Origin of the sequence: Kaistella sp. PBT33-4, assembly GCF_029194425.1 — a bacterium.
GTDB lineage: Bacteria > Bacteroidota > Bacteroidia > Flavobacteriales > Weeksellaceae > Marnyiella.
Genome location: NZ_JARFYL010000002.1, coordinates 44029 through 65836, shown reverse-complemented (window position 1 = coordinate 65836; position 21808 = coordinate 44029). Strand labels below are relative to the sequence as shown.

Below are 21808 nucleotides of genomic sequence, written 5' to 3'. Positions count from 1 at the left end.
GTCACAGCGGTTTTCCGCTGTGATTTTTTATGCATTTTAGCAAAAAAAGGGGTAATTTAGTGGTCAAACATTTTCAATGATTCTGCAGGACAAAAAAATACTGATCGCGGTAACCGGAGGTATCGCAGCATATAAAATTAACCTTCTGGTACGCCGGTTGGTTACGGAAGGTGCGGAAGTCCAGGTGATTATGACGCCGGCAGCTTCGGCTTTCGTTTCAGCGCTTACGCTTTCTACCTTATCCAAAAAACCTGTATACTCAGATTTTTATTCAGAAAACGGTACCTGGAACAGTCATGTAGACCTGGCCCTCTGGGCAGATCTGATGCTTATTGCGCCCTGTACCGCCAACACCTTGGCTAAGATGATGCACGGACAGTGCGATAATCTGGTTATAGCCACCTATCTCTCAGCCAAGTGTCCGGTTTTCATCGCACCTGCAATGGACCTGGATATGTACGCCCATCCTTCCACCCGGCAAAATCTCGAGATGGCGCAGGACTTCGGTCACCTGATCATTCCTGCTGAGACGGGAGAACTCGCCAGCGGCCTGGTAGGCGAAGGGCGGATGGCTGAGCCGGAAAGCATCCTTCAGTCCATTACTGATTATCTTAATATATTTAATGATTTAGAGTCTTTTTCCGGAAAGACGGTGCTTGTTACTGCAGGACCGACTTATGAAGCTATAGATCCCGTTCGTTTTATCGGCAACCACTCTTCAGGTAAGATGGGATTCTCCATTGCGGAAGCCGCGGCCGCACGGGGTGCTCAGGTCATCCTGATTTCTGGGCCAACCTCCCTGCAGGTGAGGCATGAACGCATTAAGTTGGTTAGGGTTACATCTGCCCGGGAGATGTATGAACAGGTATTTAAATTCTATGATCATGTTGATATCGCCATTGCCAGTGCAGCAGTGGCCGATTATGCCCCTGCAACTGTAGCAGCCCAGAAAATTAAGAAGTCCGATGAGCACCTTACCATAGAGCTTGTAAAGAATCCGGATATCCTGGGAGAAATGGGGCTTCGGAAAAAGAGTCAGTTTCTGGTAGGATTCGCCCTGGAAACCGAAAATGAAGAAGAAAACGCCCGTGGAAAACTGCAGCGAAAAAATCTGGATATGATTGTTCTTAATTCATTGAGCGATGAGGGTGCAGGTTTCGGCAAAGACACCAATCTGGTGAAGTTCATTACTGCCGATGCGGTATATGAATTCGGCCTGAAATCGAAAAAGGCCGTTGCTGCCGACATTCTGGAATTCATACAGAAAGAAACATTAAAATAATTTGAGTATTTTTCCGTTTTCAAACACAATACTTTAAATGAAAAATTTCCTTTCTATATTCATATTGCTATTATTCTCCGGCTCTGCCTTCGCGCAGGAGATTATGGCTAATGTAACTGTGAATGCGCAGCAACTTTCCGGCAGTAACCAGCAGGTATACAGAACACTTGAGAAAAATGTGCGTGATTTCATCAACAAAACCAGCTGGACGGGAAAAAGGCTTCAGAACTTTGAAAAAGTGAAATCCAATTTCGCCTTTGTCATTACCGGCCGCGAAGGAAACCGTTTCAACGGCACCCTGGTGGTGCAGGCAGTAAGACCGGTGTTTAACTCCACATATGAGTCGCCGCTTATGAATGTTAATGACACCAAAATCGATTTTGAATATGTTGAGAACGAAAACCTCATCTTCAACGAGCGTCAGTTTTCCGGCAAAAACCTGACAGACATCATCAGTTTCTATGTCTATCTGATTTTGGGTTATGATGCCGACAGTTTTCAGTCTATGGGCGGTCAGCCCCATTTCACAAAAGCGCAGCAAATTTCGCGTAATGCCATGAACAAAGGCTACGAAGGCTGGTCCGTGGTGGAAGGTCCCCGCACCAGAGGCGCACTTATCGACGGGATTATTGCACCTTCTTACAATCCGGTTCGGATTGTTTTTTACAACTATCACCGCTCCGGACTCGATAATATGTACAACCAGGACCAGTCCAGCCCAAAGAAGGTGATTGCAGATGCGCTGATGGCACTCAGGCAGTTTGAAAACTCCTTCCAGCAGAATTATGCCATTAATCTGTTCCTGGATACAAAAGCAGCTGAAATTTATAATATTTTTGATTCCCGGAATAACGGAGCTGTCAACATGAATGACCTTAAACAGCTTATGATCACGCTTTCTCCAAAGAATACGGAAGCGCGCTGGAATAACTGGAAATAACTTGCGCCATCAACTATTAACCAATATTTTTGTAGAGCTTTAGGAATTCTTAAAGCTCATTTTTATTATGCTGAACCGAATTTTTATAAAGAATTTCGCCCTTATAGACTCGCTGGAACTTCAGCTGCACAAAGGCCTGCAGGTAATTACCGGTGAAACGGGTGCAGGTAAATCCATTATCCTGGGTGCACTGCGTCTTATAATGGGTGAGCGTGCAGATGTGAAAGCCATTCAGGATTCGGCCACAAAAAGCGTTGTAGAAGCAGAATTTCTCCTGGACGATTCTTACCGGCCGTTCTTTCTGAAAAATGACCTTGATTTTGAAATCCACACACTTGTGCGAAGGGAATTGCTGCCCAGCGGCAAGTCACGTGCTTTTATCAACGATGTACCGGTAACGCTGGAGGTCCTGAAATCACTGTCCGGCAAATTAATAGATATTCATTCCCAATTTGAAAGTTCTGATCTCTTTAATGAAGAATACCAGTTCAGTATTGTAGACGGTCTGTCTGAGAATAAATCACTTATCGCTGAATATAAGACTGCCTTCGAAGCTTTTGGTACGCTGAAAACCCAACTTCAGCATTATATGCTCAGGTTGCACGAAGGTAACAGAGAGGCCGATTATAAGCAGTTCCTGCTCAATGAACTTAATGAGGCCAACCTGGACGATGTGGATTGGGAAGATTTGCTGAGCCAACTGAAAAAGCAGGAGAATGCAGATGCCATCACCGAAAACCTGAAGGAAATCTTTCTGAAACTAGATGCGGAACAGATTGGCTTGCTGGATACTATAAATGAAGTAAAATCGAGGCTGAACCGGATCGCAGACCTCTCGCATGAATTTACACTTCTGAACACACGCTTGGCTGAAAATATTGTGGAATTCAAGGATATTGTGTTTGACCTGCAGAATGAAGCCGAGAAGATTGAAACGGATCCCGGGGTTCTGGAAAGGCTGAATGAGAGAGTAAACAGCCTGAATGCACTATTCCTGAAGCATCAGGCCGCAACTGTTTCCGAGCTTATCGTGGTTCGTGATGCACTGGCCGGCGAGCAAACGGGTATGGAAGAGCTTCAGCAGCTTATTGAGGCTACACAGACCGAGATTAAGGAAAAGGAGAGAAATCTCGCCCGTTTGGCGGCGCTGCTTGCCGCAAACCGGAAAAAAGCGGCCCCTATATTTAAAGCAAAAATGGAAGCCTTGCTTAAAAAATTGGGTCTGGAAAAGGCCAGGATTGAAGTAGAACTTACACCACGGCCAGATTTTGGACGGTTTGGAAATGAGAATATACGACTGCTTTTTCAGGCAAATAGTGGATTTCCGCTTAAACCGGTTGAAACGGCAATTTCCGGTGGTGAACGTTCACGAGTTATGCTTTCAATAAAGAAACTGATGGCCGAGAATGCCGAACTGCCTACCCTGATCCTGGACGAAATTGACACCGGTGTCTCGGGCAAAATTGCTGAGGAAATGGGCAATGTAATGCGTGAGATGTCGCAGAATATGCAGCTGGTCGTAATCACACATCTGGCGCAGGTGGCTGCTAAAGGAGACAATCACTTTAAAGTTCATAAGGAGGAAGTTTCCGGTCGGACCCAAAGTTCAATCAGGCCTCTGGACGACCTGGAAAAACTTCAGGAGATTGCCCAGCTTTTATCCGGCACCAAAGTAACACAAGCCGCGTTGGAGCAGGCCAGGCTGCTTATGAAATAATTTTTATTAAATTTAGAAGATGTATATTAAATTACTATCGCTGGAATTGAAGCATTTTCTCCGCAATCCGCAGTTTGGAGTAAACCTGGTTATGAAACTGCTCATGGCATTTACCTATTTCTGGATAGGGGCCATGTTTGTGGGAATGGCATTAGTCCTTTATTTTATAGCCAAAGAAGAAGGAGGCCAGGATCCGCTTAGGATTTTTTCTAAATATTTTCTTTATTATGCAGTCCTGGATCTGGTTGTCCGGTATTTCCTGCAGCAAATGCCTACGCAAAATATCAAACCCTTCCTGGCCCAGAACATCAGCAAAAAACAACTTGTAAATTACACGGTTCTCCGGATTTTCCTGCATTTCTTCAACTGGGGTTATCTCCTTTTTATGCTGCCGTTCTGTGCTCTGCTTATTTTTCATGGAGGTTATTCGGTTCCCGGCGTACTCATGTTTTTGCTGGGCATTATGGCGGTCTTCTATTTCAATAACTTTCTCAACATTCTGCTGAACAAAAAAAATGCGGTTCTGTTCTCCGTTGCAGCTTTGGTTATAGCACTGGGCACCCTCGATTACTACGGTTTTGTACCTTTTTCATCCTATTCGGAGGCTTTTTTCTATTCGTTTTATGAGATACCTGGCGCGTTCCTGATTACGGTGGTCCTGGCCGGACTTGTGAGTTATCTGTGTTACCGGGCTATCCTCGGTAATTTCTACCTGGACAAAGGCCTTGAGCTGGAAAAGGCGGAAGGCAAGACGGAGGATATCAAATACCTGCGGCGTTTTGGTACCATCGGCACATTCATTAACAATGACATCCGCCTGCTGAAGCGAAGCAAAGCGGCTAAGGTTACAATGTATATGAGTATTGCATTTCTCTTTTATGGTTTGCTGTTCTTCAATGATATGTACCAGTCTGATTTTATGAAACTTTTTGCGGCTATTTTCGTAACCGGAGGATTTATGATGATGTTCGGCCAACGTGTGCCTGCCTGGGACTCATCCTATTACCCGCTTATGATGACGCAACAGGTTCCTTATAAGAAGTTTCTTATGGCTAAATGGTCACTTATCATTCTCAGCATATTCATAGGTATGATTCTGTCCACAGCGTATCTGTACTTCGGCTGGGAAACCTATCTAACAATTTTGGGAGCAGGACTTTATAATCTTGGTGTAAATTCCTACCTCACCTTACTTGCGGGTGCCTATAATAAGCAGGCAATTGATCTGAATTCCACAGCAAAAAGTTTTGGTGGAGGGAAGAACAGTTTCAATATGAAGGTTCTGCTTATTGCAATACCCCAAATGGTGTTGCCTATGGCCGTCTTTGCCACAGTAAAATACTTTATTGGTATGTACGCGGCTGTAGCGGCATTGGGTCTGTTGGGAGCGGCCGGTTTTATGCTCCGGAACTATATTTTTGATTTTATTGTGAATGTGTACAAAACCCAAAAATATTCCACACTCGAAGCCTTTAAAAAAGAAAACTAATAATGATGATAACAGTTCAGAATATTTCGAAAGTCTATGGCAGTACTGAGGTTTTAAATGTGCCTTTTTTGGAAATCACCAAGGGTGAAAGTTTCGGTTTGGTAGGAAATAACGGCGCGGGCAAAACGACGCTTTTTTCGCTGCTGCTGGACCTAATTGAAGCCACCTCCGGCAAAGTACTTATAGCAGGTGAGAATGTGGCAGAAAGTGAGAACTGGAAAACACTTACTTCTGCATTTATAGATGATTCTTTCCTGATAGGTTACCTTACACCCGAAGAATATTTTTATTTTCTGGGTGAACTGCGGGGGCAAAACAGAGCGGCTGTCGACCTGTTTCTGCAGCAGTTCACGGATTTCTTTAACGGTGAGATCCTGGATGGAAAGAAATATGTTCGCGACCTTTCCAAAGGAAACCAAAAGAAGGTGGGAATTGTGGGTGCTCTCATAGGAACGCCGGAAATTATTATTCTGGACGAACCTTTTGCCAATCTGGATCCAAGCACACAGTTCAAACTTAAGAAGCTGATCCGTAGCTGGTCTCAGACTCACCAGGTCACTTTCCTGATCTCCAGTCATGATCTGGCCCATACTACTGAGGTAAGCGACCGGATTGTGGTCTTAAACCGCGGAAAAATTGTCAGGGATATTGCTACCAGTCCGGAGACGCTGCGGGAGCTTGAAGCCTTTTTCTCAGGAGGAGGACAGGAAGTTTTGTAGCTTGATTTTTCTTTAACGCAAATAGTCCCAAAGGAATTTGCGCTGCGATTCAAAGGCAAGTTCTTCAAGGTCAATTTTGGTGCGGTCTATCCAGAGTGTTTCTGAAATTTCTGAAAGTTCCAGTTCCACTTGGAATTTTTCGTCAACTTCATATTCGTAAAAGAGGTCCAGAGTATTATAACTGATGTCCTTGAACCTGTAAATGTTGGGTAAGGAGGCAAGGTACTTCAGCCGGCTTATATCAATCAGAAGACCCAGTTCCTCAAACAGTTCACGGCAGCAGGTGTCTTCAGCAGATTCGTGGGGATCCACAAAACCGCCCGCCATGTCCAGTTTCCCTTTCTGGGGCTCCCGGTTGCGGCGCGTAAAGAGAAGTTCGTTACCATGACGGATTATAACTGCCACAGCAGACGCCACATTATGGTACAGAACAAATCCGCAGTCACAGGACCATTTCTTATCTTCAGTCCATTCCAGGGTTTCTGTACCGCAATTGGGACAGTATTTCAGGGAAGCGTTCATGTAATGTTCCTTGGATGGTAATTTAAGATGACATCCCGAAGCTCCTCGGTCTTCAGGTGTGTATAGATTTCAGTGGTAGTAATGCTTGAGTGTCCCAGCATTTCCTGTATATAGCGAAGGTCTGCGCCGTTCTGGAGCAGATGTGTAGCAAAGGAATGCCTGAAGGTATGCGGAGAGATCCGTTTGCTGATGCCGGCCTTTTCCGTAAGTTCTTTAATGATGATGAAAACAATTACCCTGGACATGGCAGACCCCCGGCTGTTCAGAAAAAGTACGTCTTCAAATTTTTTGTTGATTTTGTACTGTGACCGTACATTCCTGATATAATCACGGATAAGTCTTGTAGTATAGTCGGCCAGAGGTACAAACCTTGATTTGTCCCCTTTACCGTCCACTTTCAGGTAATTTTCCTTAAAGTTGATATTGGATATCTTAATATCAATAAGTTCAGATACCCGTAATCCGCATCCATACAGAACTTCGATCATGCATTGGTTACGTTTGCCCAGGTCTGTTGATACATCTATGGCGGTGATTATTCGTTCAATATCATCAAACGAGAGGGTGTCCGGCAGATAAAGCCCCAGCTTGGGCCCTTCCAGCAGAACCGCCGGGTTATCTGTACGGATTTCGTCTTCAACAAGATATTTGAAGAAGGCCTTGATGGACGAAACCCACCTTGCCTGCGAACGTTCACTGAATTTCTGTTTGGAGAGCTGGTACAGGTACTCCTGCAGTTGTGGAAAGGAAATATCTTCAGGCGCGGTATCTGCAAGATGGCTCTCGGCATAGGTTTGCAGTTTCCGTATGTCCCGCAGATAGGCATCCAGTGTATTGTCGGAAAAATTCCTTTCAAATTTCAGGAAGTTTTCAAAATCTTTAATCTTTTCTGTCCAGCTCATGTCTTGTGTTTCTGATTAATTTAGTTGCAGGTTTTCTTCAGCAATCTGCAGAATATCTATCCCATGATTGCGCAGAAAAGAGATACCTTCTCCGTCTGAATATTCGCTAATGTAAACAAGGCGTCTGATCCCGGCCTGCAGTACCAGTTTACTGCATTCCTTGCAGGGTGAAAGCGTTAAATATAAAGTGGCGCCTTTCGCCGAGTTGGTGGATGCAGCCAGTTTCAGGATTGCATTGGCCTCCGCGTGTAGAACATACCAGTGTGTTTTTCCCTCGGCATCCTCACAGGTATTTTCAAATCCGGAAGGCGTGCCGTTATAGCCGTCCGAGATAATCATTCTGTCCTTTACAATAAGAGCCCCAACCTGTTTCCGGTGGCAATAGGAGAGTCGGGCCCACTCTCTGGCCATCCGTAAATAGGCAATATCAAATTTATTAAGTGTCACAGCAGTTCAGCTTAGATGTTTCGGAGCAGGAATGTTAAAAATTCGGTTTCCTTTTTTCCAGAAAAGCGGTGACCCCTTCTTTTTTATCTTCCTTTTCAAACAAAACCCCAAAGGATTTAATTTCTGCTTCATACCCACGGTCCGTATCAGAAAGATTCACTGCATTGATGGCTTCCGCAATGGCCATTGGCGAGTTTGCTGCAATAGATGCAGCCAGTTCTTTTGCTTTCGGAAGCAACTCTTCCAAACTGAAAACTTCGTTTACAAGGCCAATCTCGGCAGCACGTGTCGCACTGATCATTTTAGCCGAAAAAATGATTTCGTTGGCAAGGCCTTTTCCAATGAGTTTTGGAAGCCTTTGGGTTCCTCCGTAACCCGGAATAAGACCCAGAGTTACTTCCGGCAGACCTAACCTTGCATTTTGCGAGGCATAGCGAATATGACAGGCCAGTGCCAGTTCCAGACCACCGCCCAGTGCAAATCCGTTTATGGCAGCAATCACCGGTTTGGTCATATGTTCTATTCTGGTGAAGAGGGTACGCTGCCCGTTCCGGGCAAGTTCTTCCGCTTCTGCGGTGCCGAAATCGCTGAATTCTTTAATATCTGCACCAGCAACAAAGGATTTGTCGCCGCTTCCTGTAATAATAACCACCCTGCATGATGCATCGGAATCAAGACGGTCCAGGACATCTCCAAGTTCGGAAATAGTTGCTGCATTAAGTGCATTTAGCGCCTGTGGCCGGGATATGGTGATTACAGTTGTCTTTCCTTCTGTAGAAACCGCAATATTTTCGTAATTCATAATCATTTATCGTTAAAATCATCAATGGATTGCAAATTACGAATAATTTAAGAATATTAATGCCGTATCTCTTTTGTTTATTGTGCAGGACTTTCTTTTCCGTGTGTAAACATGGCTGCATCTATTTCCACGTCCAGTCCCGCGGCAATCCGCATCCCCAGTTCAACATTCGCACGGAAAAAATGGCAAAGCTGCCGGTTGATGATCTCCGCCCTGCGGAGTCCGGAAATCTGTCTCATGCTGTTCACGATATTTTGTACGAGAGAATCTCTGTCCACGCCTTTCAATGCTTTCGAATAAAACAGTCCGGGTTGGGTATAGTGATCATCTTCATTTTCACTACGGCTGTATTCAGCCAACATTTCTGGTTCTAAATTCCTGCATTCTGCTGAGCCGGCTGTTTGCTGCCCGGCACCTGGAAAAGGGCAGCGGTTTACATGCAGCTGTGTGGCGTTAAGACCAACCCTGTGCCGCTGTGCGTCTCCATAGGTGAACAGGCGGGCCTGCAACAGCCTGTCCGGTGAGAGACCTATCCCCTCAATCAGATTCGCTGGCGAAAAGACGGCCTGCTCTACATGATTAAAGTAATCGTTCGGCATTTCACTGAACTCCAGAATTCCTACTTCATGGAGAGGAAATTCATCATGGAACCACACCTTTGTTGCATCAAAAGGGTTCCAGCGGAAGGATTTTGCCTGATCTTCTGTCATTACCTGAATGTACATTTTCCATTTCGGGATGTGGCCACTCTGCAAAGAATGGCAGAGGTCTTCCTGGAAAAAATCGGGATTAGGGACACCTGTTTCATCCAGTTCCGGCTCCGAAAGGTTCCGGATCCCGTGTTCGCTCCTGAAGTGGAATTTCACCCATACCCGTTGCGCTGCATCATTAACCAGGGAAAAGGTATGGTTTCCATAGCCGTGCATAAAGCGGTAACTGCGTGGGTTCCCACGGTCAGACATCAGCATAAGAAGATAGTGAAGGCTTTCGGGATTTAGACTCCAGAAATCCCACAGTGCCGTGACGCTTTTCAGGTTGGTGGTCGCATCTCTGCTCTGTGCCAGAATAAGGGCGGGGAATTTTTCGGGATCCTTTACGGCGAATACTGGTAAATTACTGCCGGCAATGTCCCAATTGCCTTGCTCTGTGTAGAACTTCAGCGCGAAACCGCGAAGGTCGCGCGTTGCATCGGCTGTTCCCTTTTCCCCCGTAAATCCGGAAAAACGTGCAAATACGCGGCAGCTTTTTCCTGGTGCTGAAAATATCGGCGCTTTTGAAAATCGTGAAATATCATGAGTGACGGTAAAAGTTCCGTATAAGCCCGACCCCTTTGCCCCAAAGTTCCTTTCGGCAAGAACTTTCGTTGTGTGATGCGCGAGATTTTCACGGAGGATAAAATCCTGCACTAACTGTGCAGAAATTCCGCTTAGAGGATGAATCTGCACTGCAGAAGAAGCCACCTGCGGTTCCGGATGGTTATGTATTGCGTCCATATTCAATATTTTGCTTCACAAATTTACTAAATTACGGTTTGTAGGACTTGCGCAGGCCACGAGATGTAATGAAAAACAATGTATATTTGTCCAAGGTAAAAGTCTTAAAATGAACATTCAGCAGTTAGAATATTTAATCGCGGTAGATAAATATAAACATTTTGGAAAGGCAGCGCAGGCTTGTTTTATTACGCAGCCTACGCTGAGCGCCATGATCCAGAAATTTGAAGATGAGCTGGATGTTAAAATCTTTGACCGCACAAGCCACCCCATACGAACTACAGATGTAGGCGTTCAGATGGTGGCCCACGCCAAAAGTATCATTGATTCGGTTAATGAACTGCGCAACAAGGCCGATTTACTGAATAATGTCCTTGGTGGCAAGATCAATCTGGGAATTATACCTACCGTCTCCACTTATATTATTCCGGTTGAAATCTTTTCTTTCCTGAAAGAGAATCCGAAAGTAGAGATGGCTGTAAAGGAAATGACCACGGATAATATTATCAAAGCACTTAAGTCCGGTGAACTGGATGCAGGAATCATTGCGACGCCATACGACGGTGCCAACGAATTCTATCAGGAGTTTCTGTTTAATGAGGAACTTATGCTCTATGCTTCAGACGTGCCGGAAAAAAGTGACAGTTTCGTAGTGCCGGAAGAGATCGATGTAGAGAAAGTTTGGCTTTTGGAGGAAGGTAACTGTCTCCGGACCCAGTTTGAAAACATCTGCCACCTTAAGGAGAATGCTCTGAAACCCAAAAATCTGGACTTTAAAGCTTCCAATATCAGTACACTTGTACAAATGGTAGATAAGGTAGGCGGTATTTCCATCTTGCCGGAACTGGCTGTTCTGCAGCTCACGGATGAACAGGCGCAGAAGGTGTCGCGATTCCGAAAGCCCTTTCCGTATCGTGAGATCAGCATCATTTATTATAAACCTACCTACAAACAGAAAATCATTGATGAGCTTCTTGCTGCCATACGTGATTCTATGCAGGCAAAGCTTAACTTTACGAAAGCACCGGCAGATTATGTGAATGTTAAACCACAGTAAAGGTGGTCTCCATTTTTGGGCAAATGTCTTTTTGCTCTCAGAAATAGTCGTAAATTTGCAGCACTTTAAGGGAGGATAAATTTGACTGATTGCTACCTCAGAAAAAAATGCTAAAACAGAATTTCTCTTTTTCTGTGTGTTTTCTTTCAGATTAATCTCTATTTATTAATACAGTAAAACACACAAAATATGTCTTATTTATTTACGTCTGAATCGGTTTCCGAAGGACATCCCGACAAGATTGCGGATCAGATCTCAGATGCACTGATCGATAACTTTCTGGCCTACGATAAACAGTCGAAGGTGGCCTGTGAAACTCTTGTAACTACCGGTCAGGTGGTATTGGCTGGTGAGGTGAAATCTGAGGCTTATCTTGATGTTCAGACCATAGCCCGCGACGTCATTAACGGTATAGGATATACCAAAGGCGAGTATATGTTCAACGGTGATTCTTGCGGAGTGATTTCGGCGATCCATGAGCAGTCTCCCGATATTAACCAAGGTGTAGACAGGACTAATGAGGAGGCGGATTTTGAAACCCGTGCCAACCTGCAGGGAGCCGGCGACCAGGGAATGATGTTTGGTTATGCCACGAATGAAACCGATAACTATATGCCGCTTGCGCTGGATCTGGCACATTCCATCCTGAAAGAACTGTCTGTAATGCGCCGCGAAGGATCTGAAGTTTCGTATTTGAGACCTGACGCAAAATCACAGGTCACCATAGAGTATTCGGACGACCATAAACCCATCCGTATAGACAGTATTGTCATTTCCACTCAACACGACGAATTTGGCAGCGACGAAGCAATGCTGGCCAGAATCCGCAAGGATATGATTGATGTACTTATACCGAAGGTGAAATATAAGCAGAAGCGTGAAATTCAGGAACTCTTTAACGACCAGATCAAATACCATATAAATCCAACCGGCAAGTTTGTAATCGGAGGGCCACATGGTGATACCGGTTTGACAGGCCGTAAAATCATTGTTGATACCTATGGCGGCAAAGGGGCTCACGGAGGCGGGGCCTTCAGCGGGAAAGATCCTTCCAAGGTAGACCGCAGTGCTGCGTATGCCACGCGCCATATTGCCAAAAACCTTGTAGCTGCCGGTGTGGCCGATGAAGTACTTGTGCAGGTTTCCTATGCAATAGGCGTTGCCCAGCCTTGTGGTCTGTACATCAATACATACGGAACCTCGAACGTGAATTTAACAGATGGCGAGATCGCCCAACGGGTACAAACCTTGTTTGATCTGCGCCCTTATGCAATAGAACATAATCTGAAGCTTCGTAACCCCATCTATCAGGAAACAGCGTCCTACGGACATATGGGGCGTGAACCTTTTACAGCGACACGCGTCTTCAATAAAGGCCGTAAAGACGAAAAGATAATAGAGGACCTGGAATTCTTCACCTGGGAAAAACTGGACCGAGTGAACGATATTAAAAAGGAATTCGAACTCCAATAATCTCTTAAGAGTAAAAACTGCTTCGTCGGATGATTGAAGCAGTTTTTTTTAACTTTGCCATCCGCTTACAATCTATATTATGAAATCAAAGATCTTCGGTTCGTTACTCTTGCTTCTGCTCTGCACCGGTCTGTCTAAAGCTCAGTTTACCGTGCACAAGCTTGTAAACGCAGGATATGTTTATCAGAACGGAAGTTTTGGAGAGGTAGGCGGCAAGTTGCTTTTCCTTAAAAATGATGACTTTATTTTCCGCGTAGGTGCCGGTGCCCTGTTGGGCGCTGTGAACGGGAAGTTTGCCGCGATGCCTAAAGTGCAGGGTGATGTGCTGGTGAATTTTGAGAGGAATGTGGACCTTTATCACTCCTATTATTTTTTAAGTGGTGCCGAGGTGACCACCAAATATATAGCCCCGAAGGTTGGAGTGAGCTTCTTCGGACTGTTGGACCTCAGTGGCGGCTATGCTTTCCCTTTAGGAACTAAAGGGTTGAACGGAAAGGAGATGAAAGGGTTGAACATCAATGTAGCCCTTAACATACCTACGGTTCTGCTACATGATCTTCTGAACTGAATTATCAACAGATTGGATTCATTTCGTGTAAATTTGGAATCATAATGAAATAATTTTTATATTTACAACATCATAACAGCGCCTATAGATAAAATTTTACTTCTTTAAATTAACAAAAAAACCGCGGTCCTCTTTGGGTAAGGGCTGTTGGCTGCAATATTGAAGTAATTATGAAATCTAAATCGGACAGTTCACTAATATCACAGTATCAGTCAGGTGACGAAAAAGCGCTTGCTGTACTTATCGAAAGACATCAGAACGAATTATATACCTATATATTTTATAAGGTAATGGACTCGGATCTGGCTAATGACATTTTTCAGGATGCTTTCATGAAAATCATTGTCACGCTGAAAAGCGGAAAGTATAATGAGGAAGGCAAGTTTATACTTTGGGCGAAGCGGATCTCGCACAACCTGATCATTGATCATTACAGGTTAAAAGCCAAGCACAATAAAGTTTCTGAAACTTCCTATGATAACGAGGAGTTCTCCATCTTCGACCTGATCCGGGAGCAGGAGGAGAATATAGAAGAGCGCCTTGTAACACAGCAAATCCACAGTGACCTTTTCAAACTGCTGGAATTTTTGCCGGAAAACCAGCAGGAGGTAATCAGACTCCGCTTCTTTGACGGGCTAAGCTTCAAGGAAATTGCTGACCAGACTGACAGCAGCATCAACACCACTCTGGGAAGGGTGAGGTATGCGCTCATCAACCTGAGAAAAATCATGGAGGAAAACAGGATTATTCTCACGAGGTAGCAATATTTTTAAAAATACGGCGTTTTTCAGGTAAACCAAATCTTCAGCCTATGAAAAAAAATGACACCTTAAACGCCAAACTATTGAAACCCAGAAAATCCACGGTCAGTTTACTGCTTAACTTCTCCAAGAGCATCACTGTTCTTAAAACTCGAACTAAAGTAGTGGCCGTTTCGCAAAACTGATTTCAAAAACCTAATTTTGTGCTGTATGAAAATGCAGCACATTTTTTTTGACCTGGACAATACTCTGTGGGACCACCGCAGGAACGCCTATCTAACCCTGCGGGAGATTTATTCGCGCGAAAGGGCGCAGGAGCGCTACGGCATAGGCTTCGAAGAATTCCATAAGGAATATTTTACCATCAATGAAAGGCTTTGGGCGCAGATCCGTGATGGGGAGATTGATAAAGAATTTCTCCGAAAGCATCGCTTCTACGACTCATTCCTGTTTTTTGGAATTGATGATTTTGAGCTGGCTCAGGTATTCGAGCACAACTTCCTGGACGAAATCCTGAATTATAACGAGCTTGTAGATGGGGCTTTTGAACTTTTGGAATATCTCGCAGATAAGGGATATACCCTCCATATCCTTTCCAATGGTTTTGAAGAAGTGACCTACAGAAAGTGTGAACTGTCCGGCATAAAGAACTATTTCGCGACAATCACCAGTGCCGATGAGCTTAACATCCGTAAACCGCACCCTGAAATATATGCACATGCACTGCAGAAAGCCGGTGCAGCCGCAGGAGAATCTGTGATGATCGGTGATGACTGGGTGGCCGACGTGGAGGGAGGAAAAGCGTTTGGCCTAAAGGTCGTTTTCTTTGATGTTTTCGATGACAAATATACCGCAGAAGGTGTTGATGTCATCCGACATCTATCTGAGCTGAAACAGTTGCTTTAAAACAAAAAAAAATCCTCCACAGCGGAAGGATATTTTTTTTCAGTATCAATTTTTTTTATTTAGCTTCCAGCTCTACTTCGTAGGTTTTCTTTTGATATTTTGTTAGAGAGCCTGTTGCCGCATCAACTGCAACGCCAATTGCTCCACCTATGAGGATGTTTACAAGGCTTACGGGATTAAAGGTCTTTTCCAATTTAACACTTTGATCCTGATAACCGTCAAGTTTAAGCTCTGCGGTGGATTTAGATAAGGTGCGCTGCACGGTCGCGTTACACGGAGTTTTGCACTTTTCAACGTTTTTTACAAATACGCTGGCTCCTGAGGGATTGGAGGTGAAGGAAACATCATCACTTGTACCTGTCAATATAGTGGCACAGGATACGGAAGACATTCCGATTAGGATCAGAAAAGGTAGATTTCTTTTTTTCATCAAGGTTTAGTTATTGTATTGTTTTATTTAAAAGTGAGTCTGCAAGTATCTGCCTCTTACATTCCAAGACTTTGTCTGGCTCTCTGAAGCGTACTGGCGGCAATCTTCCTCGTTTTTTCTGCTCCTTCCTGAAGTTTCTGTTCCAGTTCCGGCAGGTTATCCATATAATACGCAAAGAGTTCGCGCTCCCGCGAAAATTTGGTCAGGATCAGTTCGAGCAGCGCATTCTTAGCATGTCCATAACCGAAATTACCGGCCAGGTATTTTTCTTCCAGTTCAGAGGTTTCCTCAGCTGTTGCGATTAATTTGTAGATGGCAAAAACTTTGTCCGTTTCAGGGTCTTTAGGCTCTTCCAGTGTTCTGGAATCTGTTTCAATGGCCATGATCTGTTTTTTAAGCTGCTTCTCCGGCAGGAATATATTGATAATATTCCCTCTGGACTTGGACATCTTCTGGCCATCAGTGCCGGGAACATATTTGGTGTCCTCCTGCAGTTCTGCCTGGGGAAGTACAAAGACCTCACCCATCTGATTATTAAACCGTGCGCCCATATCTCTGGCCATTTCCAGGTGCTGCAGCTGGTCTTTGCCTACAGGTACCACTTCGGCATCGTAAAGGAGTATGTCTGCGGCCATCAGTACAGGATAGGTAAACAGTCCGGCATTCACGTCGGCCAGGCGGTCGGCCTTATCCTTGAAGGAGTGGGCCAAGGTAAGCCGCTGATAAGGAAAGAAACAGGAAAGGTACCAGGAAAGTTCGCAGACCTCGGGAATATCACTTTGGCGGTAGAAGTAGGTCTTGTCCGTATCAAGGCCGCAGGCTAGCCAGGCGGCTGCGATTTCATAGGTATTCCTTTTCAGTTCCTCAGCATCTTTTATCTGTGTCAGTGAGTGCATATTGGCGATAAACAGAAAAGATTCGTTGTCCGCTTTTTTGGAGAGTTCAATAGCTGGAATAATGGCTCCGAGTAGATTGCCCAGATGAGGCGTTCCGGTAGCCTGGATTCCGGTTAGGATTCGTGACATTGAAACAGTAATTAGGATTGATAATTAAAGGTGAGCCGTTTAGAAGTCCAGACCCTCGGGAAAGGCCTTCTTGCGGAATATCAGCAGGAGAAGGGCGCCGACTGTGATTGCCGAATCGGCCACATTGAAGATGTATTTGAAGAACTCAATATGTTTGCCTCCAATTAAAGGCCAGTCTGCAGGTACATACCAGTCTACAAGTGGGAAGTGAAACATATCCACCACACATCCTTTCATAAAGGTAGAATATCCCTGGCCGAATTCCACCACTTTCGAAATTCCGCCATAATCGATCCAGCGCTGCACACCTTCGTCATAAACCGTACCGCTGTCAAAGATCAGTCCGTAGAACATACCGTCTATAAGGTTGCCGATGGCTCCCGCGAAGATCATTGACATTGGAATCAGTAGATAGTTGGAGGCGCCTTGCTTCAGCCATTTCCGGAACAGGTATACCATCCCGCCAATCAGGAAAATACGGATCAGCACGAGCAAATATTTTCCCAGGAGTCCGCCGAAGTGGAATCCGTATGCCATCCCGGGGTTCTCTACAAAAGTGAGTTTAAACCCGGGCATTACATCTACGCTTTCACCCAGGTGGAAGTTGGTTTTGATATAGAACTTGGAAATTTGGTCAATTAAAAGGATGATGATGGTGATGATTGCGATCTTCTTCATTATTCCCCTGTCTTTGGTTTATCCCGGAAGCTGCCGGATGGTCTGCCGGATTTTTTTTCTCCTGATCTGCCCTCTGAAGTTGAACGCGGTTTCAGTGTCCGGTTATGAAATTTTTCGTATTTGATTCCCATTTCCTTCATCACGCTTTTCAGCGCGTTCAGTTCCATCTGGTTCTTGGGGTGAACGATTAGTGATTCCATTTTATTTTTATTTTTTTGACAGTTCCTCCAGTCTCAGACTGTCTTTCTCGGAGAGATCTGCGATGCCGTTTTTACCCATTTTATTCAGTAACCGGTCAATTTCCAGCTCCCGAGCTCTTCTTTCTGCATTAAATCGGTCGTCTATGGAAGTAAACTTCTCACTTCGGACACCAGATTGTTTTGTGGAGTATTTCCTGAAGCAATAAATGATAAGTGCAAGTGCGGCAATAATCAGTATGGCTTCCGGCATGCAGTGTTATTTTTAAATTGAAATAGGTTTATAATGCACCGTTTATTTCACATTACAAACCTATTCGGTTAAAATATCAGAAAACTTCTTCTATCTCTGCAGATTTTTTGCCTCAATGCTCAGTGTGGCGTGCGGTACAGCCCGCAAACGCTCCTTGCCAATGAGTTTACCTGTAACACGGCAGATTCCGTAAGTCTTGTTTTCGATACGGATAAGCGCATTTTTCAAATCGCGGACAAATTTCTCCTGTCTGCCTGCCAGAATTGCATTCTGCTCTTTACTGAGTGTCTCTGCTCCTTCTTCAAAAGCCTTGAAGGTGGGCGAGGTGTCATCGGTACCGTTATTCTGGTCGTTGATGAAGCTCTCGCGGATGAGCATTAAATCTTTTTCTGCTTTTTCTATTTTTTGCTGAATAAGTTCTTTAAACTCCTTCAGGTCTGCGTCACTATAACGTTGTCTTTCTTCTGCCATTATGTTCTTTTTTATGTTTCTTCCTCCGGGACTGCGGGGTGTATTCAATTAATAACCATACCCCGGAAGCGGTCAAATCCTGTTTACAAATACTTTAAATTTTATGTCATCAATCTCAATTTCATTGAAATTCGAAAGTGAATTTACAATTTCTATTTTATCTGACAATACTTCCTCGGAAATATACTGATTATTGTTAATAAGTTCAGCTTCAAACGGTGAATTCTCTTCAATTTGGATTGTAATCCTGTCGGTTAGGTCGAAATTCTTATCTTTTCTCAGATTCTGTACCCTGTTGATGAATTCACGCGCAACTCCTTCGGCTTTAAGCTCCTCCGTAAGCGTAAGATCCAGGGCTACAGTCAGTTTCCCTTCGCTCGCCACGGTCCAGCCGGGGATGTCCTTAGTGAAGATTTCTACATCGTCCAGCATGATTTCATGACCTTCAATGTTCATCTTTCCCTCCTTCTCCAGTGTGGCTATCTGTTCTGAAGTCATGGCCGAGATCTGTGATCCTACCACTTTCATGTCCTTGCCCAGTTTGGCTCCAAGTGTTTTGAAATTGGGTTTAATTTGTTTCACGATCAGATGTGATGCTTCCTCAGCGTTTATCAGCACCAGTTCTTTTACATTTACTTCCTGCTTAATCAGTTCCGAAACCGCCTGGATCTGTGTTTCGCTCTTGGCATCCAGGACCGGTACCATCACTTTTTGGAGTGGCTGGCGAACCTTCAGATTCTCTTTTTTCCTTAGCGAGAAAACCATTGACGTGATCTGCTGCGCCAAGTGGGTTTTTTCAACAAGATCCTGGTCAATCAGGTTCTGGTCGGCTGTTGGGAAATCAGTTAAATGTACCGATTCAGCCGTGTTCCTGCCTGTGCTGCGGTTCAGGTCCTGATAAAGCCTGTCCATAAAGAACGGTGCAATTGGAGCTGAAATTTTGGCTACCGTTTCCAGGCAGGTATAAAGAGTTTGGTAGGCTGAAATCTTATCCTCAGAATATTCGCCTTTCCAGAAACGTCTTCTGCAAAGCCTCACGTACCAATTGCTCAGGTTGTCATTGACAAAATTATTGATGGCACGGGCTACCTTAGTGGGTTCGTAGTCATTATAAAATTCAGTAACTTCTTTTACCAGAAGGTTTAGTTCCGATAGGATCCAGCGGTCAATTTCCGGACGGTCTTCGATGTCTTTTTCAGAATAGGTAAATCCATCTACATTGGCATACAGCGCAAAGAATGAATAGGTGTTGTAAAGTGTACCGAAGAATTTTCTTCTCACCTCGTCAATTCCTTCAACGTCGAACTTCAGGTTTTCCCAGGGATTTGCATTGGCAATCATGTACCAACGGGTTGCATCGGGACCGTATTTCTGAAGAGTTTCAAAAGGATCCACCGCATTGCCCAAACGCTTAGACATTTTCTGCCCGTTTTTATCGAGAACCAGGCCATTGGACATTACATTTTTATATGCTACAGAATCGAAAACTGCTGTTCCAATTGCGTGAAGTGTGTAAAACCAACCTCTCGTCTGGTCCACACCTTCAGCAATAAAGTCAGCCGGGAAGGCTTTCCTGTCATCAATCAGTTCCCTGTTTTCGAAAGGATAATGAAGTTGTGCATAAGGCATTGAGCCTGAATCAAACCATACGTCGATTAGATCGGCTTCACGCCTCATCGGCTTACCGGTTTTTGAAACCAAAACGATTTCATCTACAATGTTCTTATGAAGGTCAATCTTAGCATAATTTTCTGCCGACATATTTCCTGTTTCGAAACCTTCAAAAGGGTTTTTGTCCATAAATCCGGCTTCAATGGATTTCTGAATTTCATTTATCAGTTCTTCTACAGAACCTATGATGATTTCTTCTTTCAGGTCCTCCGTTCTCCAGATAGGCAAGGGGATGCCCCAATATCTTGAGCGCGACAGGTTCCAGTCATTAACATTCTCCAGCCAGTTGGCAAAACGGCCTTCACCGGTGGACTTAGGCTTCCAGTTGATGGACTGGTTCAGTTCCACCAGGCGGTCTTTAACGGCGGTCATTCTCACAAACCAGGAATCAAGCGGATAATAAAGCACCGGTTTGTCGGTTCTCCAGCAGTGTGGATAGCTGTGAACATATTTCTCCACCTTAAAGGCTTTGTTTTCAGTCTTTAGAAGGATAGCGAGTTCTACGTCCCATGATTTTTCAGGAGCGGTTCCGGCCTCGTAATATTCGTTCTTAATGTATTTACCTGCAAAAAGTTCCGGCGTTTGGCCGCCTTCAATAAATCTTCCCTGAAGATCTACCAGCGGAACTGAATTGCCGTTTTCATCCTTCACGAGCATTGGCGAAATTCCGTTTTCCTTCGCTACACGTGCATCGTCAGCACCGAAAGTCGGCGCTATGTGTACGATTCCTGTACCGTCTTCAGTGGTCACAAAATCTCCAACAATAACTTTGAAAGCATTTTCCGGATTTTCAGCGGGTAAAAACCATGGAATCAACTGTTCGTAATCTGTTCCGGCCAAATCTTCACCGGTTAGTTCAGCGATGATTTTATAAGGAATAGTTTTACTTTCAGAAGTATAACTGGCAAAATCCTCATCAGTTCCTTCGGCATATTTCTTACCGAAATTCTTTTGCAGAAGTACTTTGGCCAGAATGATATTAACAGGCTTAAAAGTATACTGGTTGAAGGTTTTCACCAAAACATATTCAATGTCTTTTCCAACAGCCAATGCTGTATTTGAAGGCAAAGTCCAGGGCGTGGTGGTCCAGGCCAGGATGTGAATGTCTGTTTGGATTTCTGAATTTTCCTTGTCAAATTCTTCCCAGTGAAGGGCGCCGCCACAACTTGCGCCGGCAATTTCACCCGTATCAATGGATACCTGACTTTCACCTATTTTCAGCGCTGCCTTTTCCGAAAGTTTCCTAACCTTAAACTGAGCAACTACTGTTGTGTCACTTACATCGCGGTACGTGCCCGGCTGGTTAAGTTCGTGTGAACTTAAACCGGTGCCGGCAGCTGGTGAATAGGGCTGTATGGTATAGCCCTTGTAGAGCAGGTCTTTGGTGTAGAGCTGCTTAAGGAGCCACCATACCGTTTCCATGTATTTGGGTTCATAGGTAATGTAAGGATCATCAAGATCCACCCAATAGCCGATTTTTTCCGTAAGGTCATTCCAAACATCCGTGTAGCGCATTACGGCATCCCGGCAGGCCTGGTTATAGTCCTCAACCGAAATTTTCTTGCCTATGTCTTCTTTGGTAATTCCAAGTTCTTTTTCAACGCCAAGTTCAATGGGTAATCCATGGGTGTCCCAACCCGCCTTACGGAAAACCTGTTTTCCGTTCTGGGTCTGGTAACGGCAGAAGATGTCCTTCAGGGCGCGGGCCATCACATGATGAATCCCCGGCATTCCGTTCGCTGAAGGTGGACCTTCATAAAAAACATATTCAGGCTGTCCTTCACGAATCTGCACTGATTTTCTGAAAGTTTCATGTTGATTCCAGTACTCCGAAACACTCGAAGCAACAGCAGTGAGGTCCAGGTTTTTATATTCGTTAAACTTCTTCATTTTCAGTAAGTTCAATTAGAATGATCCTAATTAATTTAAGTTTGCGAATATAGCGTTTTTTGACGTAAAATTGACGGGTATTGTGCAGGTTTTTAGCCCTGTTCAGCGTAAAAAA

General features: G+C 44.5%; 23 protein-coding genes. 11 read left to right on the top strand and 12 right to left on the bottom strand.

Features of this window, described 5'->3' with window-relative positions:
• The first annotated feature begins 76 nt into the window (after positions 1-76).
• The 5 genes from coaBC to P0M11_RS03230 all read left to right on the top strand — a co-directional run bounded on the left by coaBC (position 77) and on the right by P0M11_RS03230 (position 6147).
• On the top strand, positions 77-1282 hold the full coding sequence (gene coaBC / locus P0M11_RS03250) for a bifunctional phosphopantothenoylcysteine decarboxylase/phosphopantothenate--cysteine ligase CoaBC (RefSeq protein ID WP_275624437.1): 1206 nt from the start codon (positions 77-79) through the stop codon (positions 1280-1282).
• A gap of 37 nt (positions 1283-1319) precedes the next feature.
• The gene (locus tag P0M11_RS03245) at positions 1320-2222 is read left to right on the top strand and encodes a DUF4835 family protein (RefSeq protein WP_158065096.1); all 903 of its coding nucleotides are present in this window, start codon (positions 1320-1322) and stop codon (positions 2220-2222) included.
• A 67-nt stretch (positions 2223-2289) separates the two neighbouring features.
• A complete protein-coding gene (locus P0M11_RS03240; RefSeq protein ID WP_275624436.1) occupies positions 2290-3939 on the top strand; it encodes a DNA repair protein RecN in 1650 nt (549 codons plus the stop codon).
• A 19-nt stretch (positions 3940-3958) separates the two neighbouring features.
• A complete protein-coding gene (locus tag P0M11_RS03235; protein ID WP_275624435.1) occupies positions 3959-5428 on the top strand; it encodes a DUF5687 family protein in 1470 nt (489 codons plus the stop codon).
• Between the two features lie 5 nt (positions 5429-5433).
• Positions 5434-6147: an ABC transporter ATP-binding protein gene (locus P0M11_RS03230; RefSeq protein ID WP_158065486.1), complete on the top strand. Its 714-nt coding sequence runs from the start codon at positions 5434-5436 to the stop codon at positions 6145-6147.
• Between the two features lie 12 nt (positions 6148-6159).
• Here P0M11_RS03230 and P0M11_RS03225 read toward each other — a convergent pair whose 3' ends face one another.
• From P0M11_RS03225 to P0M11_RS03205, 5 genes are all read right to left on the bottom strand, one after another.
• On the bottom strand, positions 6160-6669 hold the full coding sequence (locus P0M11_RS03225; protein WP_158065093.1) for an NUDIX domain-containing protein: 510 nt from the start codon (positions 6667-6669) through the stop codon (positions 6160-6162).
• Positions 6666-7571: a site-specific tyrosine recombinase XerD gene (xerD, locus tag P0M11_RS03220; RefSeq protein WP_158065092.1), complete on the bottom strand. Its 906-nt coding sequence runs from the start codon at positions 7569-7571 to the stop codon at positions 6666-6668. The genes P0M11_RS03225 and xerD overlap by 4 nt, the downstream gene beginning before the upstream one ends.
• 15 nt (positions 7572-7586) lie before the next feature.
• Positions 7587-8018 carry a dCMP deaminase family protein gene (locus P0M11_RS03215; RefSeq protein ID WP_158065091.1) on the bottom strand — a complete coding sequence of 144 codons (432 nt, stop codon included), beginning with the start codon at positions 8016-8018 and terminating at the stop codon, positions 7587-7589.
• Between the two features lie 34 nt (positions 8019-8052).
• Positions 8053-8820: an enoyl-CoA hydratase-related protein gene (locus P0M11_RS03210; RefSeq protein WP_275624434.1), complete on the bottom strand. Its 768-nt coding sequence runs from the start codon at positions 8818-8820 to the stop codon at positions 8053-8055.
• Between the two features lie 77 nt (positions 8821-8897).
• Positions 8898-10313, bottom strand: coding sequence for a catalase (locus P0M11_RS03205; protein WP_275624433.1), 1416 nt, complete (start codon positions 10311-10313; stop codon positions 8898-8900).
• A 109-nt stretch (positions 10314-10422) separates the two neighbouring features.
• Here P0M11_RS03205 and P0M11_RS03200 point away from each other — a divergent pair, with 109 nt between their 5' ends.
• The 6 genes from P0M11_RS03200 (at position 10423) to P0M11_RS03175 (ending at position 15078) form a co-directional block, all read left to right on the top strand.
• Positions 10423-11370 (top strand): LysR substrate-binding domain-containing protein, encoded by a 948-nt coding sequence (locus P0M11_RS03200; protein ID WP_275624432.1) that lies wholly within the window; start codon positions 10423-10425, stop codon positions 11368-11370.
• Between the two features lie 189 nt (positions 11371-11559).
• Positions 11560-12843, top strand: a complete 1284-nt coding sequence (metK, locus tag P0M11_RS03195) for a methionine adenosyltransferase (RefSeq protein WP_275624431.1) — start codon at positions 11560-11562, stop codon at positions 12841-12843.
• A 79-nt stretch (positions 12844-12922) separates the two neighbouring features.
• On the top strand, positions 12923-13411 hold the full coding sequence (locus P0M11_RS03190) for a hypothetical protein (protein ID WP_275624430.1): 489 nt from the start codon (positions 12923-12925) through the stop codon (positions 13409-13411).
• Between the two features lie 170 nt (positions 13412-13581).
• Positions 13582-14172 carry a sigma-70 family RNA polymerase sigma factor gene (locus P0M11_RS03185; RefSeq protein ID WP_158065085.1) on the top strand — a complete coding sequence of 197 codons (591 nt, stop codon included), beginning with the start codon at positions 13582-13584 and terminating at the stop codon, positions 14170-14172.
• A 50-nt stretch (positions 14173-14222) separates the two neighbouring features.
• Positions 14223-14357 (top strand): hypothetical protein, encoded by a 135-nt coding sequence (locus P0M11_RS03180; RefSeq protein ID WP_262714088.1) that lies wholly within the window; start codon positions 14223-14225, stop codon positions 14355-14357.
• Between the two features lie 25 nt (positions 14358-14382).
• On the top strand, positions 14383-15078 hold the full coding sequence (locus P0M11_RS03175) for a YjjG family noncanonical pyrimidine nucleotidase (protein WP_158065084.1): 696 nt from the start codon (positions 14383-14385) through the stop codon (positions 15076-15078).
• A gap of 55 nt (positions 15079-15133) precedes the next feature.
• Here the strand turns inward: P0M11_RS03175 and P0M11_RS03170 are convergent, their stop codons facing one another.
• The 7 genes from P0M11_RS03170 to ileS all read right to left on the bottom strand — a co-directional run bounded on the left by P0M11_RS03170 (position 15134) and on the right by ileS (position 21693).
• The gene (locus P0M11_RS03170; RefSeq protein WP_275624429.1) at positions 15134-15508 is read right to left on the bottom strand and encodes a PEGA domain-containing protein; all 375 of its coding nucleotides are present in this window, start codon (positions 15506-15508) and stop codon (positions 15134-15136) included.
• 56 nt (positions 15509-15564) lie between these two features.
• Positions 15565-16533: a tryptophan--tRNA ligase gene (gene trpS, locus P0M11_RS03165; protein WP_275624428.1), complete on the bottom strand. Its 969-nt coding sequence runs from the start codon at positions 16531-16533 to the stop codon at positions 15565-15567.
• Between the two features lie 39 nt (positions 16534-16572).
• Positions 16573-17211 carry a lipoprotein signal peptidase gene (locus P0M11_RS03160; RefSeq protein ID WP_275624427.1) on the bottom strand — a complete coding sequence of 213 codons (639 nt, stop codon included), beginning with the start codon at positions 17209-17211 and terminating at the stop codon, positions 16573-16575.
• Positions 17211-17411: a DUF2683 family protein gene (locus P0M11_RS03155; protein ID WP_275624426.1), complete on the bottom strand. Its 201-nt coding sequence runs from the start codon at positions 17409-17411 to the stop codon at positions 17211-17213. Before P0M11_RS03155 ends, P0M11_RS03160 begins: the two co-directional genes overlap by 1 nt.
• Before the next feature lie 7 nt (positions 17412-17418).
• Positions 17419-17661 carry a DUF6576 domain-containing protein gene (locus P0M11_RS03150; protein ID WP_275624425.1) on the bottom strand — a complete coding sequence of 81 codons (243 nt, stop codon included), beginning with the start codon at positions 17659-17661 and terminating at the stop codon, positions 17419-17421.
• A 90-nt stretch (positions 17662-17751) separates the two neighbouring features.
• Positions 17752-18132, bottom strand: coding sequence for a TraR/DksA C4-type zinc finger protein (locus tag P0M11_RS03145; RefSeq protein ID WP_158065078.1), 381 nt, complete (start codon positions 18130-18132; stop codon positions 17752-17754).
• Positions 18133-18204: 72 nt separating this feature from the next.
• Positions 18205-21693: an isoleucine--tRNA ligase gene (gene ileS / locus P0M11_RS03140; protein WP_275624424.1), complete on the bottom strand. Its 3489-nt coding sequence runs from the start codon at positions 21691-21693 to the stop codon at positions 18205-18207.
• Positions 21694-21808 lie beyond the last annotated feature (115 nt).

What these genes read in the sequence shown, in the direction of transcription:
- coaBC (WP_275624437.1), top strand. Translation starts at nt 77, where the DNA reads ATGATTCTGCAGGACAAAAAAATACTGATCGCGGTAACCGGAGGTATC.
- P0M11_RS03245 (WP_158065096.1), top strand. Translation starts at nt 1,320, where the DNA reads ATGAAAAATTTCCTTTCTATATTCATATTGCTATTATTCTCCGGCTCT.
- P0M11_RS03240 (WP_275624436.1), top strand. Translation starts at nt 2,290, where the DNA reads ATGCTGAACCGAATTTTTATAAAGAATTTCGCCCTTATAGACTCGCTG.
- P0M11_RS03235 (WP_275624435.1), top strand. Translation starts at nt 3,959, where the DNA reads ATGTATATTAAATTACTATCGCTGGAATTGAAGCATTTTCTCCGCAAT.
- P0M11_RS03230 (WP_158065486.1), top strand. Translation starts at nt 5,434, where the DNA reads ATGATAACAGTTCAGAATATTTCGAAAGTCTATGGCAGTACTGAGGTT.
- P0M11_RS03225 (WP_158065093.1), bottom strand. Translation starts at nt 6,669, where the DNA reads ATGAACGCTTCCCTGAAATACTGTCCCAATTGCGGTACAGAAACCCTG.
- xerD (WP_158065092.1), bottom strand. Translation starts at nt 7,571, where the DNA reads ATGAGCTGGACAGAAAAGATTAAAGATTTTGAAAACTTCCTGAAATTT.
- P0M11_RS03210 (WP_275624434.1), bottom strand. Translation starts at nt 8,820, where the DNA reads ATGAATTACGAAAATATTGCGGTTTCTACAGAAGGAAAGACAACTGTA.
- P0M11_RS03205 (WP_275624433.1), bottom strand. Translation starts at nt 10,313, where the DNA reads ATGGACGCAATACATAACCATCCGGAACCGCAGGTGGCTTCTTCTGCA.
- P0M11_RS03200 (WP_275624432.1), top strand. Translation starts at nt 10,423, where the DNA reads ATGAACATTCAGCAGTTAGAATATTTAATCGCGGTAGATAAATATAAA.
- metK (WP_275624431.1), top strand. Translation starts at nt 11,560, where the DNA reads ATGTCTTATTTATTTACGTCTGAATCGGTTTCCGAAGGACATCCCGAC.
- P0M11_RS03190 (WP_275624430.1), top strand. Translation starts at nt 12,923, where the DNA reads ATGAAATCAAAGATCTTCGGTTCGTTACTCTTGCTTCTGCTCTGCACC.
- P0M11_RS03185 (WP_158065085.1), top strand. Translation starts at nt 13,582, where the DNA reads ATGAAATCTAAATCGGACAGTTCACTAATATCACAGTATCAGTCAGGT.
- P0M11_RS03180 (WP_262714088.1), top strand. Translation starts at nt 14,223, where the DNA reads ATGAAAAAAAATGACACCTTAAACGCCAAACTATTGAAACCCAGAAAA.
- P0M11_RS03175 (WP_158065084.1), top strand. Translation starts at nt 14,383, where the DNA reads ATGAAAATGCAGCACATTTTTTTTGACCTGGACAATACTCTGTGGGAC.
- P0M11_RS03170 (WP_275624429.1), bottom strand. Translation starts at nt 15,508, where the DNA reads ATGAAAAAAAGAAATCTACCTTTTCTGATCCTAATCGGAATGTCTTCC.
- trpS (WP_275624428.1), bottom strand. Translation starts at nt 16,533, where the DNA reads ATGTCACGAATCCTAACCGGAATCCAGGCTACCGGAACGCCTCATCTG.
- P0M11_RS03160 (WP_275624427.1), bottom strand. Translation starts at nt 17,211, where the DNA reads ATGAAGAAGATCGCAATCATCACCATCATCATCCTTTTAATTGACCAA.
- P0M11_RS03155 (WP_275624426.1), bottom strand. Translation starts at nt 17,411, where the DNA reads ATGGAATCACTAATCGTTCACCCCAAGAACCAGATGGAACTGAACGCG.
- P0M11_RS03150 (WP_275624425.1), bottom strand. Translation starts at nt 17,661, where the DNA reads ATGCCGGAAGCCATACTGATTATTGCCGCACTTGCACTTATCATTTAT.
- P0M11_RS03145 (WP_158065078.1), bottom strand. Translation starts at nt 18,132, where the DNA reads ATGGCAGAAGAAAGACAACGTTATAGTGACGCAGACCTGAAGGAGTTT.
- ileS (WP_275624424.1), bottom strand. Translation starts at nt 21,693, where the DNA reads ATGAAGAAGTTTAACGAATATAAAAACCTGGACCTCACTGCTGTTGCT.